Annotated in this window: 17 protein-coding genes and 1 pseudogene; 12 read left to right on the forward strand and 6 right to left on the reverse strand. The window is 50.1% G+C overall.

Annotated features, from left to right (window positions below; translation table 11 throughout):
- The first annotated feature begins 211 nt into the window (after positions 1-211).
- The 4 genes and pseudogenes from FH603_RS22935 to FH603_RS22950 all read left to right on the forward strand — a co-directional run bounded on the left by FH603_RS22935 (position 212) and on the right by FH603_RS22950 (position 5144).
- The gene (locus tag FH603_RS22935; RefSeq protein WP_186740514.1) at positions 212-3145 is read left to right on the forward strand and encodes a ligand-binding sensor domain-containing protein; all 2934 of its coding nucleotides are present in this window, start codon (positions 212-214) and stop codon (positions 3143-3145) included.
- Between the two features lie 88 nt (positions 3146-3233).
- A complete protein-coding gene (locus FH603_RS22940; RefSeq protein ID WP_186740516.1) occupies positions 3234-3866 on the forward strand; it encodes a response regulator in 633 nt (210 codons plus the stop codon).
- A gap of 104 nt (positions 3867-3970) precedes the next feature.
- A pseudogene (locus tag FH603_RS22945) lies at positions 3971-4216 on the forward strand (aldo/keto reductase); the annotation flags it as partial.
- 178 nt (positions 4217-4394) lie between these two features.
- Entirely contained in the window at positions 4395-5144 is a 750-nt protein-coding gene (locus FH603_RS22950; RefSeq protein ID WP_317171315.1) for a DoxX family protein, read from the forward strand.
- 697 nt (positions 5145-5841) lie between these two features.
- On the opposite strand, the gene FH603_RS22955 is transcribed toward FH603_RS22950, so the two are convergent.
- Positions 5842-6360 carry a DinB family protein gene (locus FH603_RS22955; RefSeq protein WP_186740520.1) on the reverse strand — a complete coding sequence of 173 codons (519 nt, stop codon included), beginning with the start codon at positions 6358-6360 and terminating at the stop codon, positions 5842-5844.
- Between the two features lie 554 nt (positions 6361-6914).
- Here FH603_RS22955 and FH603_RS22960 point away from each other — a divergent pair.
- Positions 6915-7907, forward strand: a complete 993-nt coding sequence (locus FH603_RS22960; RefSeq protein ID WP_186740522.1) for a hypothetical protein — start codon at positions 6915-6917, stop codon at positions 7905-7907.
- 218 nt (positions 7908-8125) lie between these two features.
- On the opposite strand, the gene FH603_RS22965 is transcribed toward FH603_RS22960, so the two are convergent.
- Entirely contained in the window at positions 8126-9757 is a 1632-nt protein-coding gene (locus FH603_RS22965; protein WP_186740524.1) for a TlpA family protein disulfide reductase, read from the reverse strand.
- A 410-nt stretch (positions 9758-10167) separates the two neighbouring features.
- Between FH603_RS22965 and FH603_RS22970 the strand changes: the two genes are divergently transcribed.
- Together FH603_RS22970 and FH603_RS22975 are read left to right on the forward strand one after the other, a co-directional pair.
- Entirely contained in the window at positions 10168-12525 is a 2358-nt protein-coding gene (locus FH603_RS22970; RefSeq protein WP_244968024.1) for a PAS domain-containing protein, read from the forward strand.
- A gap of 394 nt (positions 12526-12919) precedes the next feature.
- A complete protein-coding gene (locus FH603_RS22975) occupies positions 12920-13630 on the forward strand; it encodes a DUF6624 domain-containing protein (protein ID WP_186740526.1) in 711 nt (236 codons plus the stop codon).
- Between the two features lie 429 nt (positions 13631-14059).
- Here FH603_RS22975 and FH603_RS22980 read toward each other — a convergent pair whose 3' ends face one another.
- Positions 14060-14533: a hypothetical protein gene (locus FH603_RS22980; protein ID WP_186740528.1), complete on the reverse strand. Its 474-nt coding sequence runs from the start codon at positions 14531-14533 to the stop codon at positions 14060-14062.
- Positions 14533-14868 carry a hypothetical protein gene (locus FH603_RS22985; protein WP_186740530.1) on the reverse strand — a complete coding sequence of 112 codons (336 nt, stop codon included), beginning with the start codon at positions 14866-14868 and terminating at the stop codon, positions 14533-14535. The genes FH603_RS22980 and FH603_RS22985 overlap by 1 nt, the downstream gene beginning before the upstream one ends.
- A gap of 1043 nt (positions 14869-15911) precedes the next feature.
- Here FH603_RS22985 and FH603_RS22990 point away from each other — a divergent pair.
- Positions 15912-16799 carry a helix-turn-helix domain-containing protein gene (locus tag FH603_RS22990; protein ID WP_186740532.1) on the forward strand — a complete coding sequence of 296 codons (888 nt, stop codon included), beginning with the start codon at positions 15912-15914 and terminating at the stop codon, positions 16797-16799.
- A gap of 7 nt (positions 16800-16806) precedes the next feature.
- On the forward strand, positions 16807-17568 hold the full coding sequence (locus FH603_RS22995; protein ID WP_186740534.1) for an SDR family NAD(P)-dependent oxidoreductase: 762 nt from the start codon (positions 16807-16809) through the stop codon (positions 17566-17568).
- A gap of 134 nt (positions 17569-17702) precedes the next feature.
- Here FH603_RS22995 and FH603_RS23000 read toward each other — a convergent pair whose 3' ends face one another.
- Together FH603_RS23000 and FH603_RS23005 are read right to left on the reverse strand one after the other, a co-directional pair.
- Positions 17703-19232, reverse strand: a complete 1530-nt coding sequence (locus FH603_RS23000; RefSeq protein ID WP_186740536.1) for a hypothetical protein — start codon at positions 19230-19232, stop codon at positions 17703-17705.
- A gap of 31 nt (positions 19233-19263) precedes the next feature.
- Entirely contained in the window at positions 19264-20037 is a 774-nt protein-coding gene (locus tag FH603_RS23005) for an NUDIX hydrolase (RefSeq protein WP_235985264.1), read from the reverse strand.
- A gap of 377 nt (positions 20038-20414) precedes the next feature.
- Here FH603_RS23005 and FH603_RS23010 point away from each other — a divergent pair, with 377 nt between their 5' ends.
- The 3 genes from FH603_RS23010 to FH603_RS23020 all read left to right on the forward strand — a co-directional run bounded on the left by FH603_RS23010 (position 20415) and on the right by FH603_RS23020 (position 23824).
- Positions 20415-22106, forward strand: coding sequence for a TolB family protein (locus tag FH603_RS23010; RefSeq protein WP_186740538.1), 1692 nt, complete (start codon positions 20415-20417; stop codon positions 22104-22106).
- Between the two features lie 67 nt (positions 22107-22173).
- On the forward strand, positions 22174-22995 hold the full coding sequence (locus tag FH603_RS23015; RefSeq protein WP_186740540.1) for an SDR family NAD(P)-dependent oxidoreductase: 822 nt from the start codon (positions 22174-22176) through the stop codon (positions 22993-22995).
- Positions 22996-23503: 508 nt separating this feature from the next.
- A complete protein-coding gene (locus FH603_RS23020; RefSeq protein ID WP_186740542.1) occupies positions 23504-23824 on the forward strand; it encodes a DUF3995 domain-containing protein in 321 nt (106 codons plus the stop codon).
- Positions 23825-23914: the final 90 nt, after the last annotated feature.

Here is a 23914-nt window from a genome sequence, read left to right on the forward strand (position 1 = left end):
TTGACGGTCTTCGATACAATAACCCTTTTCACCCATATATAAAGTGGTAATAAAGAGTAGTGAGCATTACTGAAAACGCTTAACTTTCTAACGGCCAACCTCTGTGGTTGAGGTTGACATGCTCATGAACAAAAAAATACGAATTAACAGGCTCCGCTGGTTTATCCTGTTTTCCGTGTTACCCGTCGGACTTTACGCACAGCCGCCTACTATGATCTTCGACCACCTGTCGGTTAAAGACGGTCTGCCTGGTAGTGCGGTCTACAGTATTGCCAAAGACAAGCAGGGGTTTATGTGGTTTGGTACGCGCCGGTGTCCAACCCGTTACGACGGCTTTACATTCCGCTCGTTCCTATTCCCGGAAACGTACCTGATCACTGGTATGACCACCGACTCGGCGAACCGGATGTGGGTAGCAAGCGACCGGCAGGGAATCTGCCGTATTGACCCCAAAACCCTTCAATTGGCACCCGTTCCGAATACGCCCCAAACGACGGGCTATCTGTATGCCGACTCCCGGGGAAATGGCTGGTTCAGTACTCTGAATGGTATCGGGAAAATTGACTTGCACACGGGTGCTGTTCAGCTTTATCCGCTCCCACGAACTACGTTCCTGGGGGTTAAGACGCACGGATTTCTGGAAGATAAACAGCATACGATCTGGGCGTTTGGGAGTGATAACGGGTTACTTCGCCTTGATCCCCGCACTAACCGATTCGTTTGTGTGCTGGGCCGGGACTGTCCCGACCCTGAGCGCCGTTTTCAACTCTACCTGAGCCGGGGGTGTCTGGATTCTGACGGGGTTTTATGGATCGGTACCTATGGTAAAGGTCTTCTGCGCGTTGACCCCCAAACTGGTCAGTTCAAGTTCTTCAAAACACCCGAGGCACAAAACTGGGTTACCTGTGTTCAGGAGGGCCAGGATGAAAACGGTCGGCGACTGTTTTGGATCGGCGACGAGCGGGGTTTACTTGTGTTTCGCCCCGAGCAGCAACGATTTTTCCGGCTGACGGGGAGTAAGCCCGACCCGTTTTATGTTCATGTCCTGTACCGGGATGCCGGTAGTGGGTTGGTGTGGGTCGGCACATCGGACGGCCTGTTGAAATATAACCCGCAGGATAACCTGATCCGGACCGTGAGTTTGCCCCCTGGTTTAGTTCACCAGCCGGTTCAGGTCAATGTCATCACCGCCGACCGGCAGGATACGACCGGGCAAACCTTCTGGCTGGGGTTGTCTCATACGGGGCTGGTGCGCTGGCACCGCCCCACCAATCAGTTCACGCTGATTCGCTACCCGAGCAACAGGCCGGAGACCATGTGGATTGAGCAACCGGGCGACGGGCAGCTCTGGATTGGCCTTCGGCGGTGGGATTATAAAGGTGACGGGGTGTTCGTGTATAACACCCGGCGCAATCGATTCGTAACAAACCCTGGTGCTAAACGGGCCGGTACGCTGTTTTCAGTCCCCTTTGTCGACCACGGCTTGATCGACAAACAACACCGGCTTTGGGTGGGCAACAACGACGAAGGCCTGCGGGTACTGGATATCCGTACGGGGAAGAATATTACCTATTGGTCTGATCCGGTTATCAGGAAACTGCATCAGAATAACAACTTTCTGACGGATTTGAAAATGGATCGGAACGGCCGTATCTACGTAGGTACTTACAAGGGCCCTTACTACATCCACGAATCAACGCATGAGTTTATCCGGATGAACGACCCGATTCAACCAAACAAATTTCCCGATGACCTGGCCACAAATAGCTTACTCATCAGCCGAAACGGGCACCTATGGGCAGCCCGGTGGGGGAGTGTTACCGAGAGCCGTCCCGACGGTAAACTCCTTACCCTGCTGACCGCCCGCAACGGCCTGTTCGACCGGGAGAACCGTCGCCTGGCCGAGGACAAAAACGGGACGATCTGGATTGGTAACTTCGAGGGACTTCATGCCTATAAGCCAGCTTCGGATCGACTTCTACGCCTAACCACCAGTGATGGACTGAGTCAGAACAATACGACGTATTCGCTCTACATTCATCGGGGTACAGACTTATTTATTGGTCAGCAAAACGGGCTGAACTACGTGAATGTACAGGCTTTGAACCATCGTTTCCCGGTGCCTAAAGTAGTTGTCAGTTCGTTTCAGGTCCATGAACAGGAACGAACTGTCGATCTGACACGCCCTATCCAACTGCTTCGCTCCGACAACGCCTTTAGTGTCGACTTTGCTGCGCTGACATACAGCCATCTGCCCAATGTTCGGTACGCCTACTTTCTGGACGGGTTAGACAGCCGCTGGAATTACAGTGGCCTGAACCACCGGGCTTATTATACCAATCTGGGTCCCGGTAGCTATACGCTCAACCTGAAAGCAGCTGATTCTTTTGGCAACTGGAGCCAGCAGCCGCTTCGGCTGTCCATCAGCGTATTACCGGCTTATTATGAAACCTGGTGGTTCCGGGTGTTCGTTTCTTTGCTGACCGTCGGTTTGCTTTACGGGTTATACCGCTACCGGGTCAATCAACTGCTGGGTGTTCAGCGGATTCGTAACCGGATCTCGGCAGATCTGCATGATGAAATTGGCTCATCGCTGAGCGGCATTGGTATTCTGGGTACGATGATTAAGCAAAACCTCCCGCTCGACCATCCCTCCGGATCGATGGTCGAGCGTATCGTGACCGAAGCCCGCCAGGTGAGCAGTTCCCTGGACGACATCGTATGGAGCATAAATCCGCACAACGATGAACTGAGCAGCCTGATTGCCCGCATGAATCGCTACACGGCTGAGTTATTCGAAGCGTCGGGAATTGCCTATGAAATTACGATTCCCGACGGCATTGAACGGCTGACGCTACCCATGGAAAAGCGGCAGGATTTTTACCTTATTGCTAAAGAAGCCGTCAACAACCTGGTGAAGCACGCCCATGCTACCCAGGCGCAGGTAACCATTAGCCGCGATCACCAGTGTCTGCACTTAGTCGTAGAGGACAATGGCATTGGTTTTGATCCTGCCGCCGAAACGTCCCGGAATGGGGTGCGTAACATGCAAAGCCGGGCAACAAAACTGCGTGGAGAACTAACGATTGACTCCATACCGGGGCAGGGCACCAGGCTCCGACTTTCGTTTCCGCTATCGTCCTGACCTGAAAGGGTTATTGACAATCGAAAACCAAAGAGATTCCTTTGTTACCACATAAGTCGTGTATCAATCATTCATCCCCCGGCGGATTATGACAACGGTCTCTATCTACGAAGACAATGACGAGCTTCGTTCTCTGCTTCAGTTGCTCATAGGCGGGGCGGAGGGCTTCTCGGTAGTAGGGGCCTACGGTAACGGACAGCAGGTAGAAGAGCAGGTTCGCCGTGACCATCCCGACGTGGTGCTGATGGACATTGATATGCCGGGCCGGGATGGTATCGAATGCGTTCGCTTATTGAAAGAAGCGAATGTGGACATCCGGGTACTGATGCACACCGTCTTCGACGACGACGACCGCCTGTTTAACTGCCTTAGCAACGGAGCTAATGGGTATCTGCTCAAAAAAGACACGTCTGTCCGCCTGCTGAGTGCGTTGAGTGAAGTGGCAGAAGGGGGTGGGCCGATGTCGCCCGGGATTGCTCGGCGCGTTCTGAAAACATTCATGCAGGCCCCTCCTTCCAAACGGGAAACCTACGGCATCACCGACCGGGAACGTCAAATTCTGCAACTACTGACACAAGGATATACCTACCGAATGATTGGGCTTCGGTGTACTATTTCGGTAGAAACCGTTCGTCGACACCTGAAAAATATATACCAAAAACTGCATGTGCAATGCGGTACCGAGGCCGTTGCCAAGGCACTCCGGGAGCGGATTATTTGATGAAGCAGTTACAAATCGGATGATTTTACCGGCCCAGTAGCCGAGACGAAAAACGCTTGTATAGGCGCATCTGGTGAGGCTTTTCAGTGGTATGTTTCTTTCGGACCGTGGGCGCGATGAGTCGGCTGGTCGAAGCCGGTAAGGTTCGCTACATCGGTTTGTCGGAGGTGTCGGCTGATGTGTTGCGCCGGGCGCATGGGGTGCATCCATTTACGGCCTTGGAAACGGAATATTCGCTCTTCGACCGGCGGGCCGAAGAAGAAGATATCCTCCAGACGACACGGGAATTGGGCATCGGTTTTGTGGCTTACTCGCCCTTGGGGCGGGGATTTTTGTCGGGCGACATCAAAAGGCAGAGATCCAGCCGTTTAATGCCAGAGAGTTTTTCCTTAGAGTAAATCAACAACTCAGCCTGTATGGAATAACTACGTTGGCGATTTCCTCAAATTCATATGTATTAGTAGAGAAATTTACTTTAACTTTGAATTACAAAGTACTTTTAACTTAAAGGGTTTTTACAGCTTACAAATGATGAGTATCTCTTCCAGCCTTGATCGAGTGCATTTGCAGGTGAAGAACAACCGTTGGCTTCGGTATTTTGCCATTTTTAATCGAGTAGCTCTGGCAGCCGGATTTTTGCCTGCGGGCTTGGTCAAAATTATGGGCGAGCGGTTTGCCAGCGGTTTAACGGTGAATCATCCAATGGGCCATTATCTGGAGGCTCTACACCATACAAGTTACTATTATACATCGATTGGGGTTGCGCAAGTCATAGCCGCCGTGCTCCTGCTACTACCTGGCACGGTAACATTGGGTGCCTTTCTTTATTTTCCTATTATTCTCAATATTTGCGTTCTGACCTATGCGACGCGTTTTGATGGTTCGCTTTTTACGGCGCCTTTAATGGTGCTGGCCAATTTATATTTGCTTGGCTGGAATTACGATAAGTGGAAATACATTCTTCCCTTTAATCAGCCGACCCTTGCCGATAGCTCAACCGGGACCAAAACGCTTAGTAACAAATTTCCGATCTCGTTTTTTGCCGGTGTGCTTGCTGCTGTTGTCGTTTGTGTAGTGGGCATTCCAAGCCTTTACAGCATCAAACCCCGAAACACATTAGCACAGTGTAAAAAGCAATTCGGTGGGAGTAACCGAACCCAGGCCGGTTACGACTTCTGTGATTGTATACATGTACAGGGTCAACCACTCGATAACTGCTTGAACGCCTACAATCAAGCTCCGGACGATGCTGCCCGGCCACCGGCCGGCAGTCATTAATTGGCTTAGAACCGGTTTAGGCTTACTGGCAGGACGTAGTGGGTTGTAGCCTGGACGGCCACGTCCGGGTAAGCGTATTCGCATGTCACACCCGTTGCGGGTGTATCACTTATAACTCCGTCACTAACGTCCGGGTAAGCGTATTCCCAGTTAACTCCCGGACGTAGCCGTCCAGGCTATAACCGACCGCCTGGCTGAAACACGGGCCAAGGTGAAATCCTAAACAGGTTCTTAACCTGGACCAGGCTGAACGGACTCTTACGCCAACACGGAAACCGAGAAAAGGTCTTTGTTGCTTTGTAGCGGAGGGCAAAGCCCTTCTTTTAATCAATAGTAGTAGTAGACAACAAGCTTTTCCACTTGTCGTCTACTACTACTATTCGTTACTTCTTACCGTGATCCTGTCGCACTAAACGCCCCATTTTAGAAGTACATCCATGATCTTTCGTCTTATAAAGAAGCGTTTTCATGAAACCCTGGTTTAGTTGCATCGAGGGAGCTCTCTAAGGTTGGGATAACTTGGTAAGCCTATCCAGGTCAGGCCTTTACACGCATCAGGCCATAAAAAAGCTACTTCGGCAAGAAAACGTATCACTGGACTGATAGCCGCCAGCACGATACAAAAAAGCCTTTGCCCATATACTGATTGCCAAAGGCTTTTGTACAATGGCTATCCCCATGGGGGCTTACCGGCGGACTATACCTGGGGGCGATCCCAGAAAGCAGGCGGTTCTACGCCCAGGGTGCGTAGGTAGACATACGCCTGACCCCGGTGATGAATTTCATTATCGATCAGGTAGAAAAGAAACCAGTAGATAGGCCCTTCATACAAACCAAAAGCCTTGTCGACCTCCTGGAAACGAGCGAGTGGAATCTGCCGCCAATAGGCATCAATTTTTTCGGTCACCCGATCCCACTGTACCAGTACCTGCTCCTTTGTCGTCGCTTTGGGTGGTGCGGAGGCATCATCGCCAAATGAAGGCCACTCGCCCGAAATAACGCCCTGCATGCTTTGGTCGGCCATCTGCAGTACTTCATCAATCAGCGCCGAACAAGGTCGCATGCCTCCCAGGGTATACGAAAAGAAGTGCTCGTCGGGGTAGGCTTCGATCAGCCGGCGGGTGAGTCCTCGGTGTCCCTGCCAATGGGCAAGAAGTTGCTCGGGTGAAATGATGATCTGATCCATCGTTTGGCTAAGCTGCGCTGTGTTTTCCATGGCCTGCTATTGGTTGACGTTGTCAATTGGTTAACAACACAAAGAAAAGCCAGGGGAGTGACAGCGGTATGTCAGTAGTGAACCCAGTCGACTGTAAATAATCAAGCTCAGCAACACTATTGATGGGGCTAGCTAGTCGAAGCGATTCCAGACCACGAACGCAGCCGCTACAAAGACGACGTACCCGCTTTTTTGCCCACCAATCAACCAAATATCTCCGCATTACAAATTTTCACCTTAAGTAAGCTTCCCACTACTAACGATGAAAACAAACCCTGCCTCGTGGTACCAAACCAGATGGGCGAGTAGCAGATGTTAAAATTGATTACGGCCTCAATAAACGCCCTATTTTTGAAGTAGATACATGAAAAACTCCTTCATCTCTGGTTGAGGAGCGTTCTGTGAAATCAAGTGGCCAGCAATTAAAAGTCTATCATGTGGATAGATAGGTATCCAGCGAAGTCGCGTTCCGCGTGAAATTCAATTGTTAAATAAACTTAACGGGCTCCAACTGATTGATTTGTGATCGTGTCTTGGTGACAAACAGACATGCCATGAACTACATCTTCCTTTTTTGTTTAGTCCTCCATTCAACAGGCTTTCGGCAGACGCTTTCTGATAAAAAACGGCCAGCCTCAGGTGAAGCAAATTATATTGACTATCACAAAACTATCGCTCAGGCTCAAAAACGGATTGCTCACCAAGACTACCAGGAAGCGCTCAATCTCTATGAGCAGGTGTTCAACTCATACCGTTTTGTATTCCTGAAAGACTACAAAGTAGCCACTCAATTGGCTCTACAGGTTGGAAAACAAGAAAAAGCATTCATTTACTTGAGAAAAGCAATGGCGGCCGGATGGAAGTTGAAAGAGGTAAAGAAAGTTGAATTTCTTAAGAAGCTTCAGTCTACCCCCCAATGGGGTAGGCTTGAAAAACAGCAGGATTCGCTCCAATCAGTTTATCAAAAGAGCGGGAGCCGTGAACTACGTAGCATAGTCAAAAGAATGTTCAACAAGGATCAGCGAAAAGCATTCTTAGCCTTGTTCACCTTCAGTTCGAAAAGACAGGACCGATATGCCGAAAAAAGGTTTGCTCCTCATAGCGAGAAGCAACTAGGTGAACTTGGTAGGATTATCAATACCTATGGCTACCCGGGAGAAAAGCTAATCCACAATGGGTACTGGGCTTCCGTTATCTTGAGTCACCATAACTCGATCAGTACGGTTTATAACTTAAAAGACACATTGTATCCAGCTATCAGACCTAAGCTGCTAAAAGCACTCGAGTCAGGAGAAATATCCGCCGATGAATTTGTCCGGATTGATGATTGGTATGTAGCTTCGACGGGTAATAGCCAGGAAAAGCAATTCGGCCACCTGAGCCGTTCTATGACTCACAAGGAGTTAGAAAAGGTAAATCAGTTAAGAGATGAAATCGGGATAAGCAGCGTAGAAACAGTCAATAGCCTGATTGATTTACAGTCTCAAACGGGGATGAACTTTTACTTCCCTTCCGATTTAGGCAAGAAGCAACTTATCGTTGATTAACCCCTGGGTTCATCCACAAAAGGTACGGCATTGACCACCGTCTCGAGCGTCTGGGGTAGTGGTTGGAACTCAGTTGTAGCTATACGACTTCAGCTCTACTCGTGCATATTCATACCAGATTGGGAGCCTTATGCGAGCACTCCCCAATCTGTGCTTACAAACTCACTTTGAGTAGGGGTAGATGTTAGGCAATGACCGACTTCATTCGCTTCACCCATCTACTTTAGCAGTGCCGCTAAGTCATTCTTGTCCTTTATCGCTAACAGCCAGGTGATGACTCCTGGCTTATAGACCCCCTTTTGATCGATGAAGGCATACCCTGGGTAACCACTGAACGAGAACAACTGTCCCAGTTTCGCATCTAGTGCTTCATCAACAAAAAAGTGAATACCAGGCAGCTCTAGCTCAGCTATTTTTCGTTTCCACCTGCCTTCGTCCGATCCCTGGGCCGTACAGACGTAGACAAACACTATTGGCAGCTCTTTGGCATCCTGCTGCAATTTTTTACTGTGTGGCATTTCTTGTAAGCAAGGCGCACACCAGGTAGCCCACCGGTCAAGTACGATGGCTTTACCTACGAAACTCTGCTTAAGCTTGGCTAAAAAATCGGCTCCGCTCATGCTCGATAGCTTGTACAGCGTGGCCCCAAAATCCGTTTGCTGTAAGGGGCTGCCGAAACCGGCTGCGGTGGGTGAATCTCCCGAAGCGGCCAACGCCCTGTTCACCGAGGCTACCTGCTCAACAGAACGAGCGTACTCTTTCTGGGCTATCACCTTACACCATCCAGTGGAGATACTGGGCAGGATCTGTTCTAAGGCCGCTTTCTGTTCGGCAATATCCTTACTGTCATTCAGCTGCAACTTCATGATGTCGGCCCTTGCCGGTGAGTAGAGACTATCCAGCCAACGAATACCCTGGGCAATCCTCCGATTCTGATACATTTTCCCCATTCTTGGCCCCAACTGGTTGGTCCACTGGGCACGATGGGCAGGAGCGGGCGAAAGCGTTTCGGTACTCCGCAAGGAATCAAGGACTGCCTTTTCCTCCGCTGTAAGATCAGACAAACGGGCCACGTCCTGCCAACTGACCCTAACTCGATTGGCGGTAAGATGGCGAAAATAATAGCCTAGGTATAGGTAAAAGACCATACTGCTATTGGATCGTAGGTAGCTCTTATGCGCCTTAATCTGATCGAAAAGAGCCGGTTCCATCGGATGCTCCCTGTAATGAAGACAAACCTGGCTATAAAACTCGGACAGGCGCTCATTCTCCAGTAGCCAGCCGTAGGGAGACGGATGAGTAGCTACAAACTCAGCCTGAATCGTTTTCAGGGAATCCTGCTGCATGCGAGAAGAAAGGGCTAGTCGTTCCGCCCGTTTGAAGAGCATATACTCATTCATGTACTCGTTTAGTGGCCCATCTTCGCCTAGATACCGAACGCCATCTGTCCTAAAAAGAACTTGCTTTCCGGCTGCTTTTAGTTTGAGGACGTCTAACTCGACATAGAGCTGTTTATTGGCGTAGAGACCCGTATAAAACAGCTCGCCGAAATGTACCCAGATCTGCTGGTAAGGCAGCGGATAGTCTAGTTCCAATTGAAAGCTTCCGTCCGCTGCCAGGTGAGCGGTTTTGGTTTTCTGTCCTAAAAGTGTAACGAGCGTATAGGTGATGGTCGTTTCCCTTATTTCCTGTGGGTTTACGTGGAGGAGTTTACCGGTGACTTGGGGTATTGTCCGTTGGGCAAACTGGGCATCAAATTGCGGGTCTTCGATAGCGACAACGCCAACCGGTTGTGCAAGGCCAACGCTAATGGTAGTGAGTAAAAACCAAACTGTGCTGTAGGCTTTCATACCTTTAGTAGTTAAACTAATGAGCTTAAGACTGTTGAATATAGGAAAGATTGCTAAAGGATAATTATAAACCTGCGATCCGTCCCACGAAACGCCCCATTTAAGAAGCAGATACATGAACGTCTCTTCGTCTCATGTGGGAGCGTTTTAAGATACACTGCTCTTTTACTATCTATCACATTCAACTGATCGCATGTGAACATACTAGTTATTTAAACGTTAGACAGTTGGCTGAAATAAGTGGTGACTCCTTCGATTACAAGTCAAACTTGCCAAGCCCCTCACACCGCTTGGAGTAACTAGTGCGAGAAGTCAATTATTGAAAATAAAAGGCTTGACAATAGTCCAAGGTGTGCGGTTCTTTAAATGAACTTTGGTTAGTATGGTAGCCCCTTTATCAACTCAGCTTTATGAATGGCTCTCAACAGCAGGATGAGGCCTCAACGCCACACACCCGCCGATTTGATACCGATGTCGTCTTACAAGCCGCCGGGCTGGGCCTCTGGCAGATCGACCCACTGACAAACCTGGTCTACTGGGACGATTATTGCGGCCAGCTGCTAGGGCTAGGCCAGGCCAACCAACTTTCCTACCCGGCTTTCCTACGCCATATCCATCCCCAGGATGTGGACCGGGTGGACCAAGCACTCCGCGGGGCGATGACGCTCCCCCCGGGCGGGGCCTGCGAGGTAAGCTACCGCACTCGGGGGGCTGATGAAGGGCGGGGACAGTGGGTGCGACTTATCGGCCGAAGCGCTCTCAATCTCGCCGGTCTGGTAGATGGCCTGGCCGGCGTCGCCCAGGCGGTTACCCCGCCTAAAGAGACCGCGCCAGAGCCCGTCCGCCAGTTCGGCCCCTTGCAGACAATGCTGGCCCACCTGCAGGAGCACGTTTATGTTCTGGATCGGGAAGGCCGCTTCCGGTACGTCAACCAGCCCTTGCTAGCCCTGTGGGAACTACCCTATGAGCAGGCCATCGGTAAAAATTTTGAGGAGTTGGGCTATCCTTCCCATCTGGTTAGCCTGCACGGGGCCCAGATTCAACAGGTTATTCAAACGGCCCAGCCGGTGGACGGCGAGTCGGACTATGTCAGCCCCCAGGGCGTAGCAGGCTTCTATGAGTACACCTTCGTTCCCCTGCTGGCCCCTGACGGTTCGGTGGAGGCCATCGGCGGTCACACGCGGGTGGTGACCCAACGTCGGCAACTGGAAAAAATCCTGAACGAGAGCGAAACCAAGTTTCGCACCATCATTGAGCAGGCACCCGTAGCGTTCAACTTATTGGTGGGCCGTGACTTGGTCGTTGAAGTAGCCAATGAGGTGGTGCTTGGTTACTGGGGTAAAGACCGATCGGTGCTGGGCCAGCCCGTTCGGCAGGCTGTGCCCGAGCTGGCAGGCCAGGGTTTCTTTGAGCTTTTGGACGAGGTTTTTACCAGTGGTCAGGCCTACGAAGCCAAAGCGGCCCCGGCTACAGTAGCCGTCAACGGCGTTTACGGGGCGTACTACTTTGACTTTTCCTTAAAACCCCTGCGCAACGCGGCCGGTCAGGTGTACGCCATCATGAGCATGGCCGTGGATGTAACCCAGCAGGTGCTGGCCCGCCGGGAAGCCGAAGCCGGAAACCGACAGTTTCGGACCTTGCTCGAAGCCATTCCCCATATGACCTGGACCAACACGCCCACCGGCGGGGTAGGCTTCTTCAACGAGCGCTGGTACGCCTATACCGGTTTGAGTTTTGAGCAGACCCGCGACTGGGGCTGGCAGGCCGTCGTGCATCCCGACGATTTGGCCCGGACGCTGAGCGCCTACCAGCGCACGCTGACGACGGGGGAAGAATTCATGCTTGAAAACCGGTATCGCCGGGCCGATGGTGTATACCGCTGGCACCTGAATCGGGCTCTGCCCTTGTACGGCGATGACGGTCAAATTGTCCAATGGGTGGGCACGGCTACGGATATCGATGAACAAAAGCAGTTGGAAGCCCAACTCGACCAGCAGGTACAGACCCGAACCAGTCAGCTACAGACATCGGTGGCCGACCTGCGCCGGTCCAACGACAACCTCCAGCAGTTTGCCTACATCGCCAGCCACGACTTGCAGGAGCCGCTGCGTAAAATCCAGTCGTTCGGCGATATACTCAGAAATCAATACGCCAGCCAACTGGGCGAGGGTATGGGCTACCTGGAGCGGATGCAGTCGGCCGCGAGTCGGATGTCCACGCTCATCAAAGACCTGCTGACCTTCTCAAGAATTTCGACTCAGCAAGAGGCAACCCTGCCGGTGTCGCTGACGGATGTCGTGCACCTAACCCTGAGCGATCTGGAACTTACCGTTCAGGAAACCGGTGCTCACATCCGTGTCGATCCTCTACCGACGGTGCACGGCGATGCCTCGCAGTTAGGTCAGTTATTCCAGAACCTACTGAGTAACGCCCTTAAGTTCCAGCGACCCGATGCGTCGCCGGTCCTTGACGTTCGGGCACGGTTGGTCAGGGCGGCTGAGCTGCCGGCTGGAGTGGAACCCACTCGGCCAGCCATGGTCTATCACCTGATTGAGGTGGCCGACAACGGCATCGGCTTCGACGACAAATACGTTGACCGCATCTTTCAAGTCTTCCAACGGCTACATGGTAAGAGCGGGAGTCACTACAACGGTACCGGCATCGGGCTTGCTATCTGCCAGAAAGTGGTAGCCAATCATGGGGGAGCCATTACGGCGACCAGCCAGCCCGGGCAGGGGGCCACATTCAGTGTCTACTTACCGGTCTAGACCCAAGCCGTCGCACTACTTAAATAAGCTAGTTACCTTTGTTGAACGAATAGTTTTCTGAGTCAAGAAGATAAGTGTTTATACGTCAAAAGTTAACAAAGTCGCCTATTAGGATAGGTGGCTTTGTTTTTAAGACTGTGTTATCTGCCTAATAAAATGCCTAATTAATAAGTCTGTCGAACAACCTCTTGTCTCATTCAGGAGCGTTTTTGTAAGACCTTTGTTCAATGATTACTCGTTTCCTGCTTGGGAGAGCTCGTATACATTTTGGATCGTTCATCCCGTTAACAAGTCCTTAACTAAAGATCAGCCCTAAATCCATTAGGTTTGTCGAAATCAGTAGAACCTAAAAGAGAGTAGTAACGAAATACGCTCACTCAAGATATCTTGTAATATGAATAGCTTCTTGATACACTGGCTAAAGACTACCTCTGTAATCCTATTTTTTTCGCTCTCTTGTTTTGGACAAATCTCAGCTATTGACGGCCAAAGAACCAACACTGCCAATCAGGATAGTCACGTCTCAAAGACCGAGTATGATTCCCTAACGACCGTGTTGCTGCGCATTGGTCAAGCCGATCAACACGATCGCAACCAGTTGGAGGCAGCCCGATTTGGGGGCGATTCGCTTCAAATGAAAGCCCTGGTTGGGCACATGAAGCAGACGGATTCGTTAAACTTAACCGAGGTTGATCAGATTTTGACTCGCTATGGTTGGTTAAGCAGTTCGAACGTTGGCCTGGATGCCAACAACACGTTGTTTTTAGTAATTCAGCATGCCGACCTGGCCGCTCAAGAAAAATACTTACCCATGATGACCGAAGCGGTAAAACATGGCGCTCTAAAAGCGTCCAGTTTTGCCCTTCTCCAAGACCGAATGGCGCTTAGGGAAGGCCAAAAACAAATCTATGGTAGCCAACTAGCCTGGAACATGAAGACCAATCACTACTACGTCATGGCGATTGAAAACCCGGATCAGGTTGATCAACGACGGGCAAAAGTAGGCCTTGTCCCCATCGCTATCTATATCTTAGATTGCTGTAACTTAGTATGGGATCTACCCGCTTTCAAGAAAAATATTTTTTCCTTGAAAGCGAGAAAATGACAAGTTTCGATCAACGGTTCCCACTCACTCCGCACTAAGCTACCCATAGCGATCCAGTGTACTACCAACGTCTATCAAGTTCAACTAGTCGCCCTGTTTTGTAGCCTGGAGTACGTGTTTCATCGGGGGCCAATCCCCGCCGGAGCAGGTCACGGTTTTATCAAGTTGGCTGTGGTATCTTTAGTCTTACTGGCCAATACCGCTCAACTAGTGGCTCAAACTGTCATGGTTCACCGACGAGCTGGAAGAAACTGGAGTAGCTCGTAGGACTGGGGAAGAATGTTGCCCCCAACTAGTGCCCCAGTCATGTAGATAGACCTCTATCAATAAGATGATTTTCGCCTACAATCGGTTAACAAACTAAACCCCTACTGCTGGGTGACCAACAGCGCTTGTTGCTGGCCCTCCTCATTGCGGAATACGAGTTGGTTACTTACCCGCTGGCAAGATCAACGCTTTGCGGTCCGCCCATCGGGTTACCTCGATGACATCGACGGGAATTGCCCGGCGCGTGCCGAGCAATGAATCCGCTACTTCATCCAGCCGGTAGGCCTGCACTAAACAAGGTAGTTTGAGCCGACATTGGGCGGATTTGAGTAAACAAGGCTTTCGCTGCCCGCCCAATAACAGCCAGCTCGGGCGACTATAGCGATAGCGGGTTCGGGGATGGGCTACTTGAATATCGGTTCGGCCTAAGCCCAGACCGGGATACACCTGGCCAGTAGCATCGACAAACACGGACGCTTCCTGGATATTTATTGCTCGATACAGGGGGTGTTTCTTAGCCACTTGGCCCTGCTCGGTCCACTGTTGTTGGTCAATGGTCAGGGGGTCAATGCCGGTGAACTCCTTGAGTCGGCCCGCCATCGCTTTTTGCCAACTGTTGGTTAGGGGTACTTCCACTACGTGGTCATAACCACAGTGAACCAGAATTTTGGCTGCCGGGTCTTTTTTAGAATGGCTTCGATCCGGTGGGCCTGCGCAATTTCCCGGTTTTTGCCACTGGCGAACTCGTCTTTGTTCCTGGCTTCATAGGCGACCAGCTGATAGCCCAGTTGTAGTGCTTCCCGAATCAGGTTGCCATACTGAGGTTCGCGGGTGTAGTAGCCCGACCGAATGAGGGGATAGCGTCGCTGATTTAAGGTGGAGTCGCGAGAATTAAGCGTTTCGGCCCCCAGATAGCGAAATCCGCCTTGATAGAGGTCTTTTAAGGGCGAGGTAGTAAATGCCCGGTGCAAGGGATTGTGATGGGCTTCATTGATAATGATGATCTGCTCATTTTTAGCTCGTTGGAGAATATAGTCTTTAGCCGGAATAGGCCTGCTATGCTGGATAAATTAGCTATCAGTTGATTTAACGAAACCCTTCAACGTCCACTGGGGACTATTGTGTTTATCGTTAAAGCGTGAGGCAAGTCCGTATTCGCCAATGCAGGAAAAGGCAAAAGCAGCCTCATCGGCCTTACTAGGGGACGAGTCTTGCTGAAAGGACGTGAGAATTTGTGCGCTCAGCGGATAGGGCCAGGGTTTGTCAAAGGGCACAACTACACTAGTAGTCAACAAAGCGATCAGGGGAAAGACCCAGATAGATGAACGTCTCATTCGATCCATTAGCCTCTAGGCTTTTAACTTTTCCAAGTAAGTTAGCCAATAGCTACACATACGCTAAAGATCACACAATTATTAGGGAAATTCTCACCGCTATGGCGTCTTGGCGTAAGCGTTGACCGTGAATAGTTGAATAACTCTAATAAACTTTTGTGTCCTATATCATCGCACGAAACGCCCCATTCAAGAAGCAGATACACGAACGTCTTTTCGTCTGATTTGGGAGCATTATCTGAGAATTTTCGTTTTATAATGAGTGTCTAGTATTTTACTATCTGTCCAGTGGTCCCGCACCAGCACGGCCCGCCGTCGCGAGACCGGCCACCGCAGCTCAATCATAGAGCATACGCCAGGCAGGATATATACGATTACGGTTCATAATACGGTCAATGGTCAAGTAGTTATACCCCTTTAACCTTGATTGCCAAGACAAATCTGGCCCATTTCGGTGGGGGCAACCAACGAAAACCAACCAGAAGATTACGAAAATCAAACCGTGTCTCTGGTGCTTTGCCAGCCTATTTCCAGCGCGATTTGTTCCGTTTGTCTGCGAGTACTTTTGTGTCAGAGTACCCTCCTTTTGTGTTAAGCTACGCGCTGAGAACACCCCTACCTTTGCGATACATTAAGTCATAATCGCATACGTACCTGACCTCACCGAAAGCAGACAGATAATGTACCACTTTACAACCCTTCATGAACTGGCTCGTGCCAGCGGTGTCGAGCCACCCGAACATCCCCTGATCGGCTTGTTGCGCATCACGGACAAACTTGTAATCAACAAGTCCGCGTTTACGTCGGACTTGTATATGATCGGGCTCAAAAAAGTGAAAGCCGGTTATATGTTGTATGGCCGGACCCGGTTCGATCATGAAACCGGGTCGATGGTCTTTATGAAGCCCCGCCAGGTGGTAGAAATGAGCAACCTTGAATTCGAAGAGGACGGCTATATCCTGTTCTTTCACGAGGATTTCCTGCACGCTCATCCCCTGCATAACCAGATCCAGCGGTATTCCTTTTTTGAGTACGAAACCAATGAGGCTCTGCACCTGGCACCAAAGGAAGAAAAAATCATCTGGAACATCTTCAACACCATTGAGCAGGAGTACAACAACAATGAAGATGAATTTAGCCGTGATATTATCCTGGCGGGCGTCAATTCGATGTTGACCTATGCCGAGCGGTTCTACAAACGGCAGTTCATCAACCGCAAGCAACTGTCGGGCAAAACGGTCACCGAATTCAACCGGATTTTACACCTGTTTCTCCATGACGGCTCGCTGGAAAACGGATTACCCAGCGTGACCGAACTAGTCAGTCAACTGCATATTTCCCGGCGTTACCTCACCGATCTGTTGAAGATCGAGACCGGCAAAACAGCCCAGGACCTGATCCATATAGCCCTGATCGGGGAGGCCAAAAACCGGTTACGAACAGAGGATAAAACTGTTTCCGAAGTAGCCTATGCCCTTGGATTTGTGAACATGTCTTATTTCTCCCGGCTGTTCAAAAAAGAAACGGGCCTGTCGCCTACCGCCTACAGAAACCACCATTTAAACTAACGGAATCATGAAAAAAGTATTGATAACGGGTGCCAGTGGAGGCATCGGTCTGGAAGTAGCTAAACGCCTGGCAGCCCAAAATTATCAGGTTACCCTCGTTGCCCGACGCGAGGATACGCTAAAGAAGGTAAAAGCCAGCCTTCCCGGAAGTGGCCATTCAATCATGGTCAGTGATTTGACAAAGTCAGTGGATGTTGAAAAATTAGCGGCTCATCTTCAGGCCAATCCGTATGATGTGCTGATCAATAACGCGGGCGTAGGCATGTACGGCCAGTTCGTTGCCATGCCGCTCGACAAACAGCTGGCCAGTATGCAGTTGAATATGAATGCCGTGGTGACGCTTTCGTATGCTTTTTTGCAACAGGCAAAAGCGGGCGACGCACTGGTGAACATTGCCTCTACGCTGGCCCACTCCTCGTTTCCGGGGGCATCGGTCTACGCCGGGACAAAGGGCTTTGTAGCTAATTTTTCAGAGTCTCTCTGGTTCGAGTTCAGGAAGAAAAACATCTATATCCTGGGATTTAATCCGGGGGCTACCAAATCGGATTTTCATACCAATGCCGGAGGGCAGACGTCTGCTTTTTCGGAGGCTTTTCTTTCCACCTCCGAAGACGTTGCCAGCGACCTCGTTGCGGCACTCGAAAAACGGAAAAAGCCCAGGGTCATATCCGGCTGGAAAAACCGCCTGTTGTTGTTCGGTTTCAAATTTATGAGCCGTGCCACGGTGGTCAACATGATGGGGGGATTAAGTCCAGGGATGAAAAACTAGCACAAGCCCCGAATGACTACTCGCTCCAGGGAATGGTTTTACAAACTAGAGGCACGTGTCCCAAATACGCTAACACCAACCTGGCCACGGGATAAATAAATTGGTGGAAAGCTGAAGGCAAAATGCAGGCCTTTTTATTTGTTGAATTCAAGAAACATCATACTGTGGGCGGGCAATGCAACGGTCCCCTTTTTCACTTTTTTACCACCAAGAGCGGGAACCTTGTCATCCATTGTCATTTTCAGTTCCTTATTATTGAGTTTAACTTTCTTGGTGATCAATTCATCGGCGGTGAGTACATACTGCACCGCTTCATCAGGGATGGTTATCGTGGTGGCCTTTTCATTCGTATTGATGATCAGGACACTTTTGCCTGACGGCTGTTTTTTTGAACTGTGAACAAACAGATCAACACCGGCCTCCAGGCTTCCCCCCTCAAAAACCTGGCTTCCCATCAGCTTACTCCAGAGTAAAGCCGCCCAATAGTTCGGGCGTGGGTTGTGGGTATCATCATCCAGTAACGCATATTCACTTCGTGCCAGGGTATTGTGCATCACCACCTGCACGCCTTTTTTTGCCAGGCGACCCAGTTGCTCCAGGTAACGAAAACTATCGATAAACGTAGCCGCCCAAGGGTTGCCGCCACAGGCGCTTTCGGCCGTTTCGGTGAGCCAGATTGGTGCCCCTGGAACATACGTATCGCGGGCGTTTTGGTAAAATTCGAGTCCTTTCTCCGTTTTACTCAGCCAGTCCGCCGACAGCGCTAATTCAGGTTTCTGAACACCCCCACACCGTTTCGATACCGTGCCATAGTAGTGATAGGTGAATACATCAAACGTGGCCTTGGGTGACGGTGATAATAAGGCATTGACCGACAGGTCAAGGCCTGATGGAAGTATGCCGCCTTCCCCGGTAGAACCCGGACCGAGGATCGTCATGCTGGGAGCAGCCGTGGTTATAAACGATTTGAAAAGCGCAAATTCCCGGGCATAATTGACGCCATTGTACCCCTTGGGGGCATCGCCATGGGAGGCATGGGAAGGCTCATTGAAAAATTCGGACGCACTGATTTCTCCCCCAATTGTTTTGGTATAATCCAAAATAGCCTTTACCTGCTGGGGCTGCCAGGTGCCCTTTTCATCTCTCATGCCATCGCTTATGGGAAACGAACTGACTAATTTGCCATCTATGGCTTTGCAAAAATCGACGACACCTTTCCATTGCTGCCGGGTAAGAATGTTTTTAAACCCACTCGGTGGGCTGGTTAAGGCAGGTTCATCGTTGTCTTGAAAATAGATTCCGTTTGCCCAGGTGCCGCTCACCCGTACATAAATGGGCCCCAGGGCGGAGGCCAGGTTGCGTAATTTTTTATTGTAGAGGTCAATGGGTCTAATGCCCCATTTTAGGGCCGAAATGCCTGTTTTATTGGTGTGCTTTCTGACGGAATCGATCAACGGATAAGGTATCCAGAAATCGCCACCAATCACCTCACACATTTCAACATTGACTGATTGATAGCGCTCATCGACTTTGCCAATGAATTTCATATCGTTCAGATTAATCGTATTTTGGGTTGAACCAGTGTGCTTGGTAATACCCTCATGCTGAGCTTTGCTGACCAAACTGACCCCGGTCAATAAACAAACGACGACTAATTTCTTCATAAAATTTAACGGGTTATACGGTTTTCGTTGGCTACTGTATCGTCTCTTTAGGCAACCGGTAGAGGTAAGGTGCTTTGTTGGCCGCCCCGGTATACTTCTTCTCCAGCCGTTCTAACACATTCATATCCAGAATCTTTTTCTGAAAATTATTACGGGCAAACGATTTGGCTAACAGGGTTTCATAAAGCTCCTGCACCTCTTTCATCGTAAACGTCTCGGGCAATAGATTGAAGGCATCCCCCTTTTGGTCGAGCGTAAGCCGAAGCGTTTCAAAGGCTTTGGCCACAATTGCGGTGTGATCCATAATCAGCGGTGGCAACGCCTTAATATCATACCACTCCATCGATTGATCCAGCTCATTTTTTCGGGGAACGACCCGGTTTATATCCACCAGCGCATAGTAGCCGATGGAGACGAAGCGACGGGTAAACCAATCATAATCGCTCAGTCCAGGTTGCTGGTTCTGAAAAACCGCCGGATTGCCATCCCCAAACTCGGGGTTCGACCTAATCAGTTCATCCAGGAAGGCTTTACCATTACGGCTCGCTTTACCCGTTACATGAAACTGGGCCAGATAATTGTCGTCAATCCCGGTTCGCTCCCGAAGTATGCGCTGGGCGGCTACATCAATATCTTCATCCTGGTCGATAAATCCACTCGGTAACGCCCAGAAATCACTCTTAAAGCGAAGTTTGGGAACCAGGACGCTTAGTTGTCTGGCTCGATACCCAAAAATGACACAGTCAATGGAAAGTTGCTGAATATAATTCTGCTCACTGAGCCGTTGCGTTAGCATATTAGTCATAAACTGATAAGAGTCAGTCTGTTGCGGGAAGCGGGAAATTCGGGCCGGATCAGATACGCGGACGGATTGAGCCAGGCAGGGCAAATCGCACAAAGCAAAAAATAGCGTACAGACGTATTGGTATTCATATGCTGAAAAGCTAGTGATAATACCGCTTGATAAGCGATGGCAGGACAAAAGTAGGGATAAAAAATTTATTGTCTATTTAAATAGACAATAAGAAAATTTCTTCTCTACCTTTGTTCACCAACCCCCTACTGCCTTGCCCGGCGGTGAGTAGCCAGCACGAAGGTTACTTCAGCCGTAGGGTGATCGGCGTCATGGTACTGTAGTCGACAATAAAGCAGTTTAATCCCTGTATAATCCAAGCGTGTGAAATGAAAAAAAACCTTTGTGTGCCAGGAATATGGTTTGCAGTGATTACCCTTTTTTGCAGCACTACCAGTATGGGTCAGAAAGCACCCGTTCAGGAAAAAAACTATGCCCTTCTTCCTACACTTCCACCGCCACCCAAGCCCGAGCCATTTGTGGTATCGACCATACCACTTCCTCCAACGGTGATTTATGCTGACCTGGTCAATTATCTACCGGATGCCAAACACCTGATCATGGAGGTGCACATGGCCGGTAGCAAGAAGACCGACCTCGCCGTGATGAACGATGATGGCAGCGGTTTCAAGTGTCTGACCTGCGGCTTAACCGAAGAAATCGGCGGTGAAATGCCGGTACCGCTCCCCGATGGAAAGCGGGTGTATACCCCAAGCGGCATCCTCGAATGCAGCCCCTCCATTGTAGACTGCCAGGAAGCCCGGATTTTGCCCCTGGTTTATCCGCCCATACCGGGTTCATCGATTCTCATGCGCATTGCCTCCAATATGTCGCCCGATGGGATTCACGTGGCCTGCACCGTTATTACGACAAAAGGGGGTCTTGTGCTCGTAAGCGAGTTAACGAGAGTTTCTGACCCAAAAGGAGACCGGTATGAGCTGCAGCATGCAAAAGTAGTGGCTGGTCAGACCATGGCAGGGCCAACTACGTTCAGGCTGAACCTGGGCGGGGCCGGTGAAGTGAAAAGCTTTACCGACCGGGGGCGGTCGCTCACCACCAGCTCGCTGTTTGAAGGGAATAACTTCGATCTGGCTAAAATTGACCTGACAACGGGCGAAGTAACCCGTCTCACCAAACATTTCAGTTATGATGAAGGTACGTATCCATCTCCCGATGGGAAATGGGTAATTTTTCAGACCCACCGGCAAACCACCCGAATGGACGCTTTTGGCTTGATTCCGCGCCCGCTGATTGCCAGTCTGCCCCAGGTGGCTGGCGTAGCCTATCACCGGAATGCAGAATTTGCCGGGTATGCCCCGCCCGTACGACGGTTTTATGGCCTCAGTATGGTTGACCAATACGGTGACCGGGCCAGACTGCCCGAGGATGGGTACACCGGCCAGGCCCTGACAACGGCCAGTGATAACTTTACGATGTATAATCATCTGGGAAATTTTACCTGGCATCCATCCAGTACCTATGGTATATTCTGGGAGCAGAAAGACCCCATGAAAGAGAAACCGGGTGAACAGCGGGGCCGCCTGCGGATGATCCGGTTTACAGCCAGAAAGCCTACTAAACCCTTAGTGCCGTTTAGTCCGGCTATGACTTGGGCCACTAATCTGGCCGATATTCAGTGGAAGGATGAGACCCTGCCTGAAACAGGAACGCTCAAGGGGGCTGTTTCAGGCTTCGCCCAAATAAGTACCCAGAAAGTAGCCGCCGAACCAGGCCAGGAGCCTCGCCGAATGATTACCTACACGAATTATTCCGATGATGGGTCAATTATTCTGAACGGAAGTGAATCATCAACGATAGGCGGTTCGTTTGGCCGCGAGGTATCGTGGGACGCCGATATTAAGGTGACCGGCACGAGAACCGGTTTTTTGAAAGCACAGCACGTCATTTTCCGTATCACCAAGATGTCATCAGGCACGATACAGGCCGAACTGGGGAACCATAAAATTGAGGTAGATCTTTCTAAGGGGCTTCCGATAGGGGTTCCCGGCGAACTTCGGTAGGTTTCGTTCGCGTCACGAAGATACCCTGTATCGCCTTCACCGGTAAGTAGTTCTTAATTCGACACGTATGCAAATCGCTCATAAAACAATACTAGTAACGGGGGCAGGCAGCGGCATCGGTCGGGAATTGTGCTTTCAGCTGCTTAAAAAGGGGGCCCGGGTAGCGGGCGTTGACATTAACCCGGGCAGCCTGCTGGAAACCCAGACAATAGCCGGTGTCAGTGAGGAACGATTTAAGGGGTTTGCCCTTGATATCACCGACAAAGAAAAAACAGACCGTTTACCCCAAGAGGTGATTCGCCATTTTGGCACGGCCGACGGGCTTATCAATAACGCCGGTATTATTCAGCCCTTCAAACCCGTCAACGACTTGACCATGGAGGAGATCCATCGGGTCATGAACGTCAATTTTTACGGCATGGTGTATCTGACGAAAGCTTTTCTGCCCTTGTTTTTACAGCGCCCACAGGCCCATATCGTTAACATTTCGAGTATGGGCGGTTTTATTCCGTTTCCGGGGCAAACCATTTATGGAGCCGCCAAAGCGGCCGTAAAACTTTTTACCGAAGGCCTATACGCCGAATTGCGCGATACGTCCGTACAAGTAACCGTTGTTCACCCGGGTGCAATCGCTACCAACATCACCGAAAATTCGGGGCTGGGAAAGCCTAAACTGGGTGACAAGGCTTCCTCAAGCTCAATGGCTCTTTCTGCCCCGAGAGCGGCAGCCCTGATCATTCAGGCAATGGAGAAAAACAAATTTCGCGTAACGGTCGGTAAAGATGCCGCCCTGCTGGATGTCTTCTACCGCGTCAATCCAAAATGGGCTACCCATTTCATCGGAAAAATGATGAAAAAGGTTTTACAGCAACAAACCTTGTCGGAGTGACCGGCATCAACCGGTTAAAAAAACAGTGGACTAAGCGCTTTACGGAATGGCGGGTTATTCTTACTGAACTTTCAGCCGCATCGCTGGTCAGTAGCCTAAGGTGGCCAGTTAGGAAACGTTGGAGAAAATCTACAGTGATCAGCATTCCCAAAACTTCTTCGCTCAAGAGTTGGCTACATGAGGTCTTGAACGCCCCAATTTCCAGGGTTCAATCAAGCGTATGCTACGAATAGAAGTTGACAATTATTAATACAAGCCGTCCAATTAAACGCTCGTTCTATGAAACGAATCAGTGAATTGTGAAACCAATCATGTGTTCACCCCGGTATGTCTCAGATTGTTATCTCATAAACCTATGTGCCCTTTTATTGGCACTGCCTAAGTTTATGAGATGAAATTGTCACTATGGCTCCACTATGATCAGCTGAACCTGATTTCATTTCGTTTCTCCCCCGATGGCCACCTGTAAGCCAATGGATCTTATTTGTAGCTCTAAATAAAAGAAAGAATGAATCAAGCGATTGGCCTTTTACTTTTTGTGGTCTTTCTTTTCTTATCAGGCCTTCATTTCTACTGGGGGTTTGGTGGGCGCTGGGCCAGTCAAGCCGTTTTCCCCACCAAGGATGAGAAGACGAAAGCAATTAGACCTGGTGTTGGACCCACTTTTGTGGTGGCCGTTGGGTTATTGGCAATTGGCTTGTTTATCCTGCTCAAAACAGTCCTGATTAAATGGTCGCTTCCGGTGTGGCTTGACCATTATGGGTTATGGTTCATTGCTGCGCTTTTTTTACTGCGGTCAATTGGTGACTTTAGAGTATGTTTTGGATAGTCTAAAAATGAGAGTCCGTCTTATCTTGTAGTTACCAAGCTCCAAGATCATGAACGAATCGTTTCAAGCACTAACGGACTCTCAATGGCA

The organism is Spirosoma utsteinense (genome assembly GCF_014282275.1).
Classification (GTDB): Bacteria; Bacteroidota; Bacteroidia; order Cytophagales; family Spirosomataceae; genus Spirosoma; species Spirosoma utsteinense.

Excerpts from the sequence above, each read along its gene's own strand:
- FH603_RS22935 (WP_186740514.1), top strand. The coding sequence starts at position 212 with ATGATCTTCGACCACCTGTCGGTTAAAGACGGTCTGCCTGGTAGTGCG.
- FH603_RS22940 (WP_186740516.1), top strand. The coding sequence starts at position 3,234 with ATGACAACGGTCTCTATCTACGAAGACAATGACGAGCTTCGTTCTCTG.
- FH603_RS22950 (WP_317171315.1), top strand. The coding sequence starts at position 4,395 with ATGATGAGTATCTCTTCCAGCCTTGATCGAGTGCATTTGCAGGTGAAG.
- FH603_RS22955 (WP_186740520.1), bottom strand. The coding sequence starts at position 6,360 with ATGGAAAACACAGCGCAGCTTAGCCAAACGATGGATCAGATCATCATT.
- FH603_RS22960 (WP_186740522.1), top strand. The coding sequence starts at position 6,915 with ATGAACTACATCTTCCTTTTTTGTTTAGTCCTCCATTCAACAGGCTTT.
- FH603_RS22965 (WP_186740524.1), bottom strand. The coding sequence starts at position 9,757 with ATGAAAGCCTACAGCACAGTTTGGTTTTTACTCACTACCATTAGCGTT.
- FH603_RS22970 (WP_244968024.1), top strand. The coding sequence starts at position 10,168 with ATGAATGGCTCTCAACAGCAGGATGAGGCCTCAACGCCACACACCCGC.
- FH603_RS22975 (WP_186740526.1), top strand. The coding sequence starts at position 12,920 with ATGAATAGCTTCTTGATACACTGGCTAAAGACTACCTCTGTAATCCTA.
- FH603_RS22990 (WP_186740532.1), top strand. The coding sequence starts at position 15,912 with ATGTACCACTTTACAACCCTTCATGAACTGGCTCGTGCCAGCGGTGTC.
- FH603_RS22995 (WP_186740534.1), top strand. The coding sequence starts at position 16,807 with ATGAAAAAAGTATTGATAACGGGTGCCAGTGGAGGCATCGGTCTGGAA.
- FH603_RS23000 (WP_186740536.1), bottom strand. The coding sequence starts at position 19,232 with ATGAAGAAATTAGTCGTCGTTTGTTTATTGACCGGGGTCAGTTTGGTC.
- FH603_RS23005 (WP_235985264.1), bottom strand. The coding sequence starts at position 20,037 with ATGACTAATATGCTAACGCAACGGCTCAGTGAGCAGAATTATATTCAG.
- FH603_RS23010 (WP_186740538.1), top strand. The coding sequence starts at position 20,415 with ATGAAAAAAAACCTTTGTGTGCCAGGAATATGGTTTGCAGTGATTACC.
- FH603_RS23015 (WP_186740540.1), top strand. The coding sequence starts at position 22,174 with ATGCAAATCGCTCATAAAACAATACTAGTAACGGGGGCAGGCAGCGGC.
- FH603_RS23020 (WP_186740542.1), top strand. The coding sequence starts at position 23,504 with ATGAATCAAGCGATTGGCCTTTTACTTTTTGTGGTCTTTCTTTTCTTA.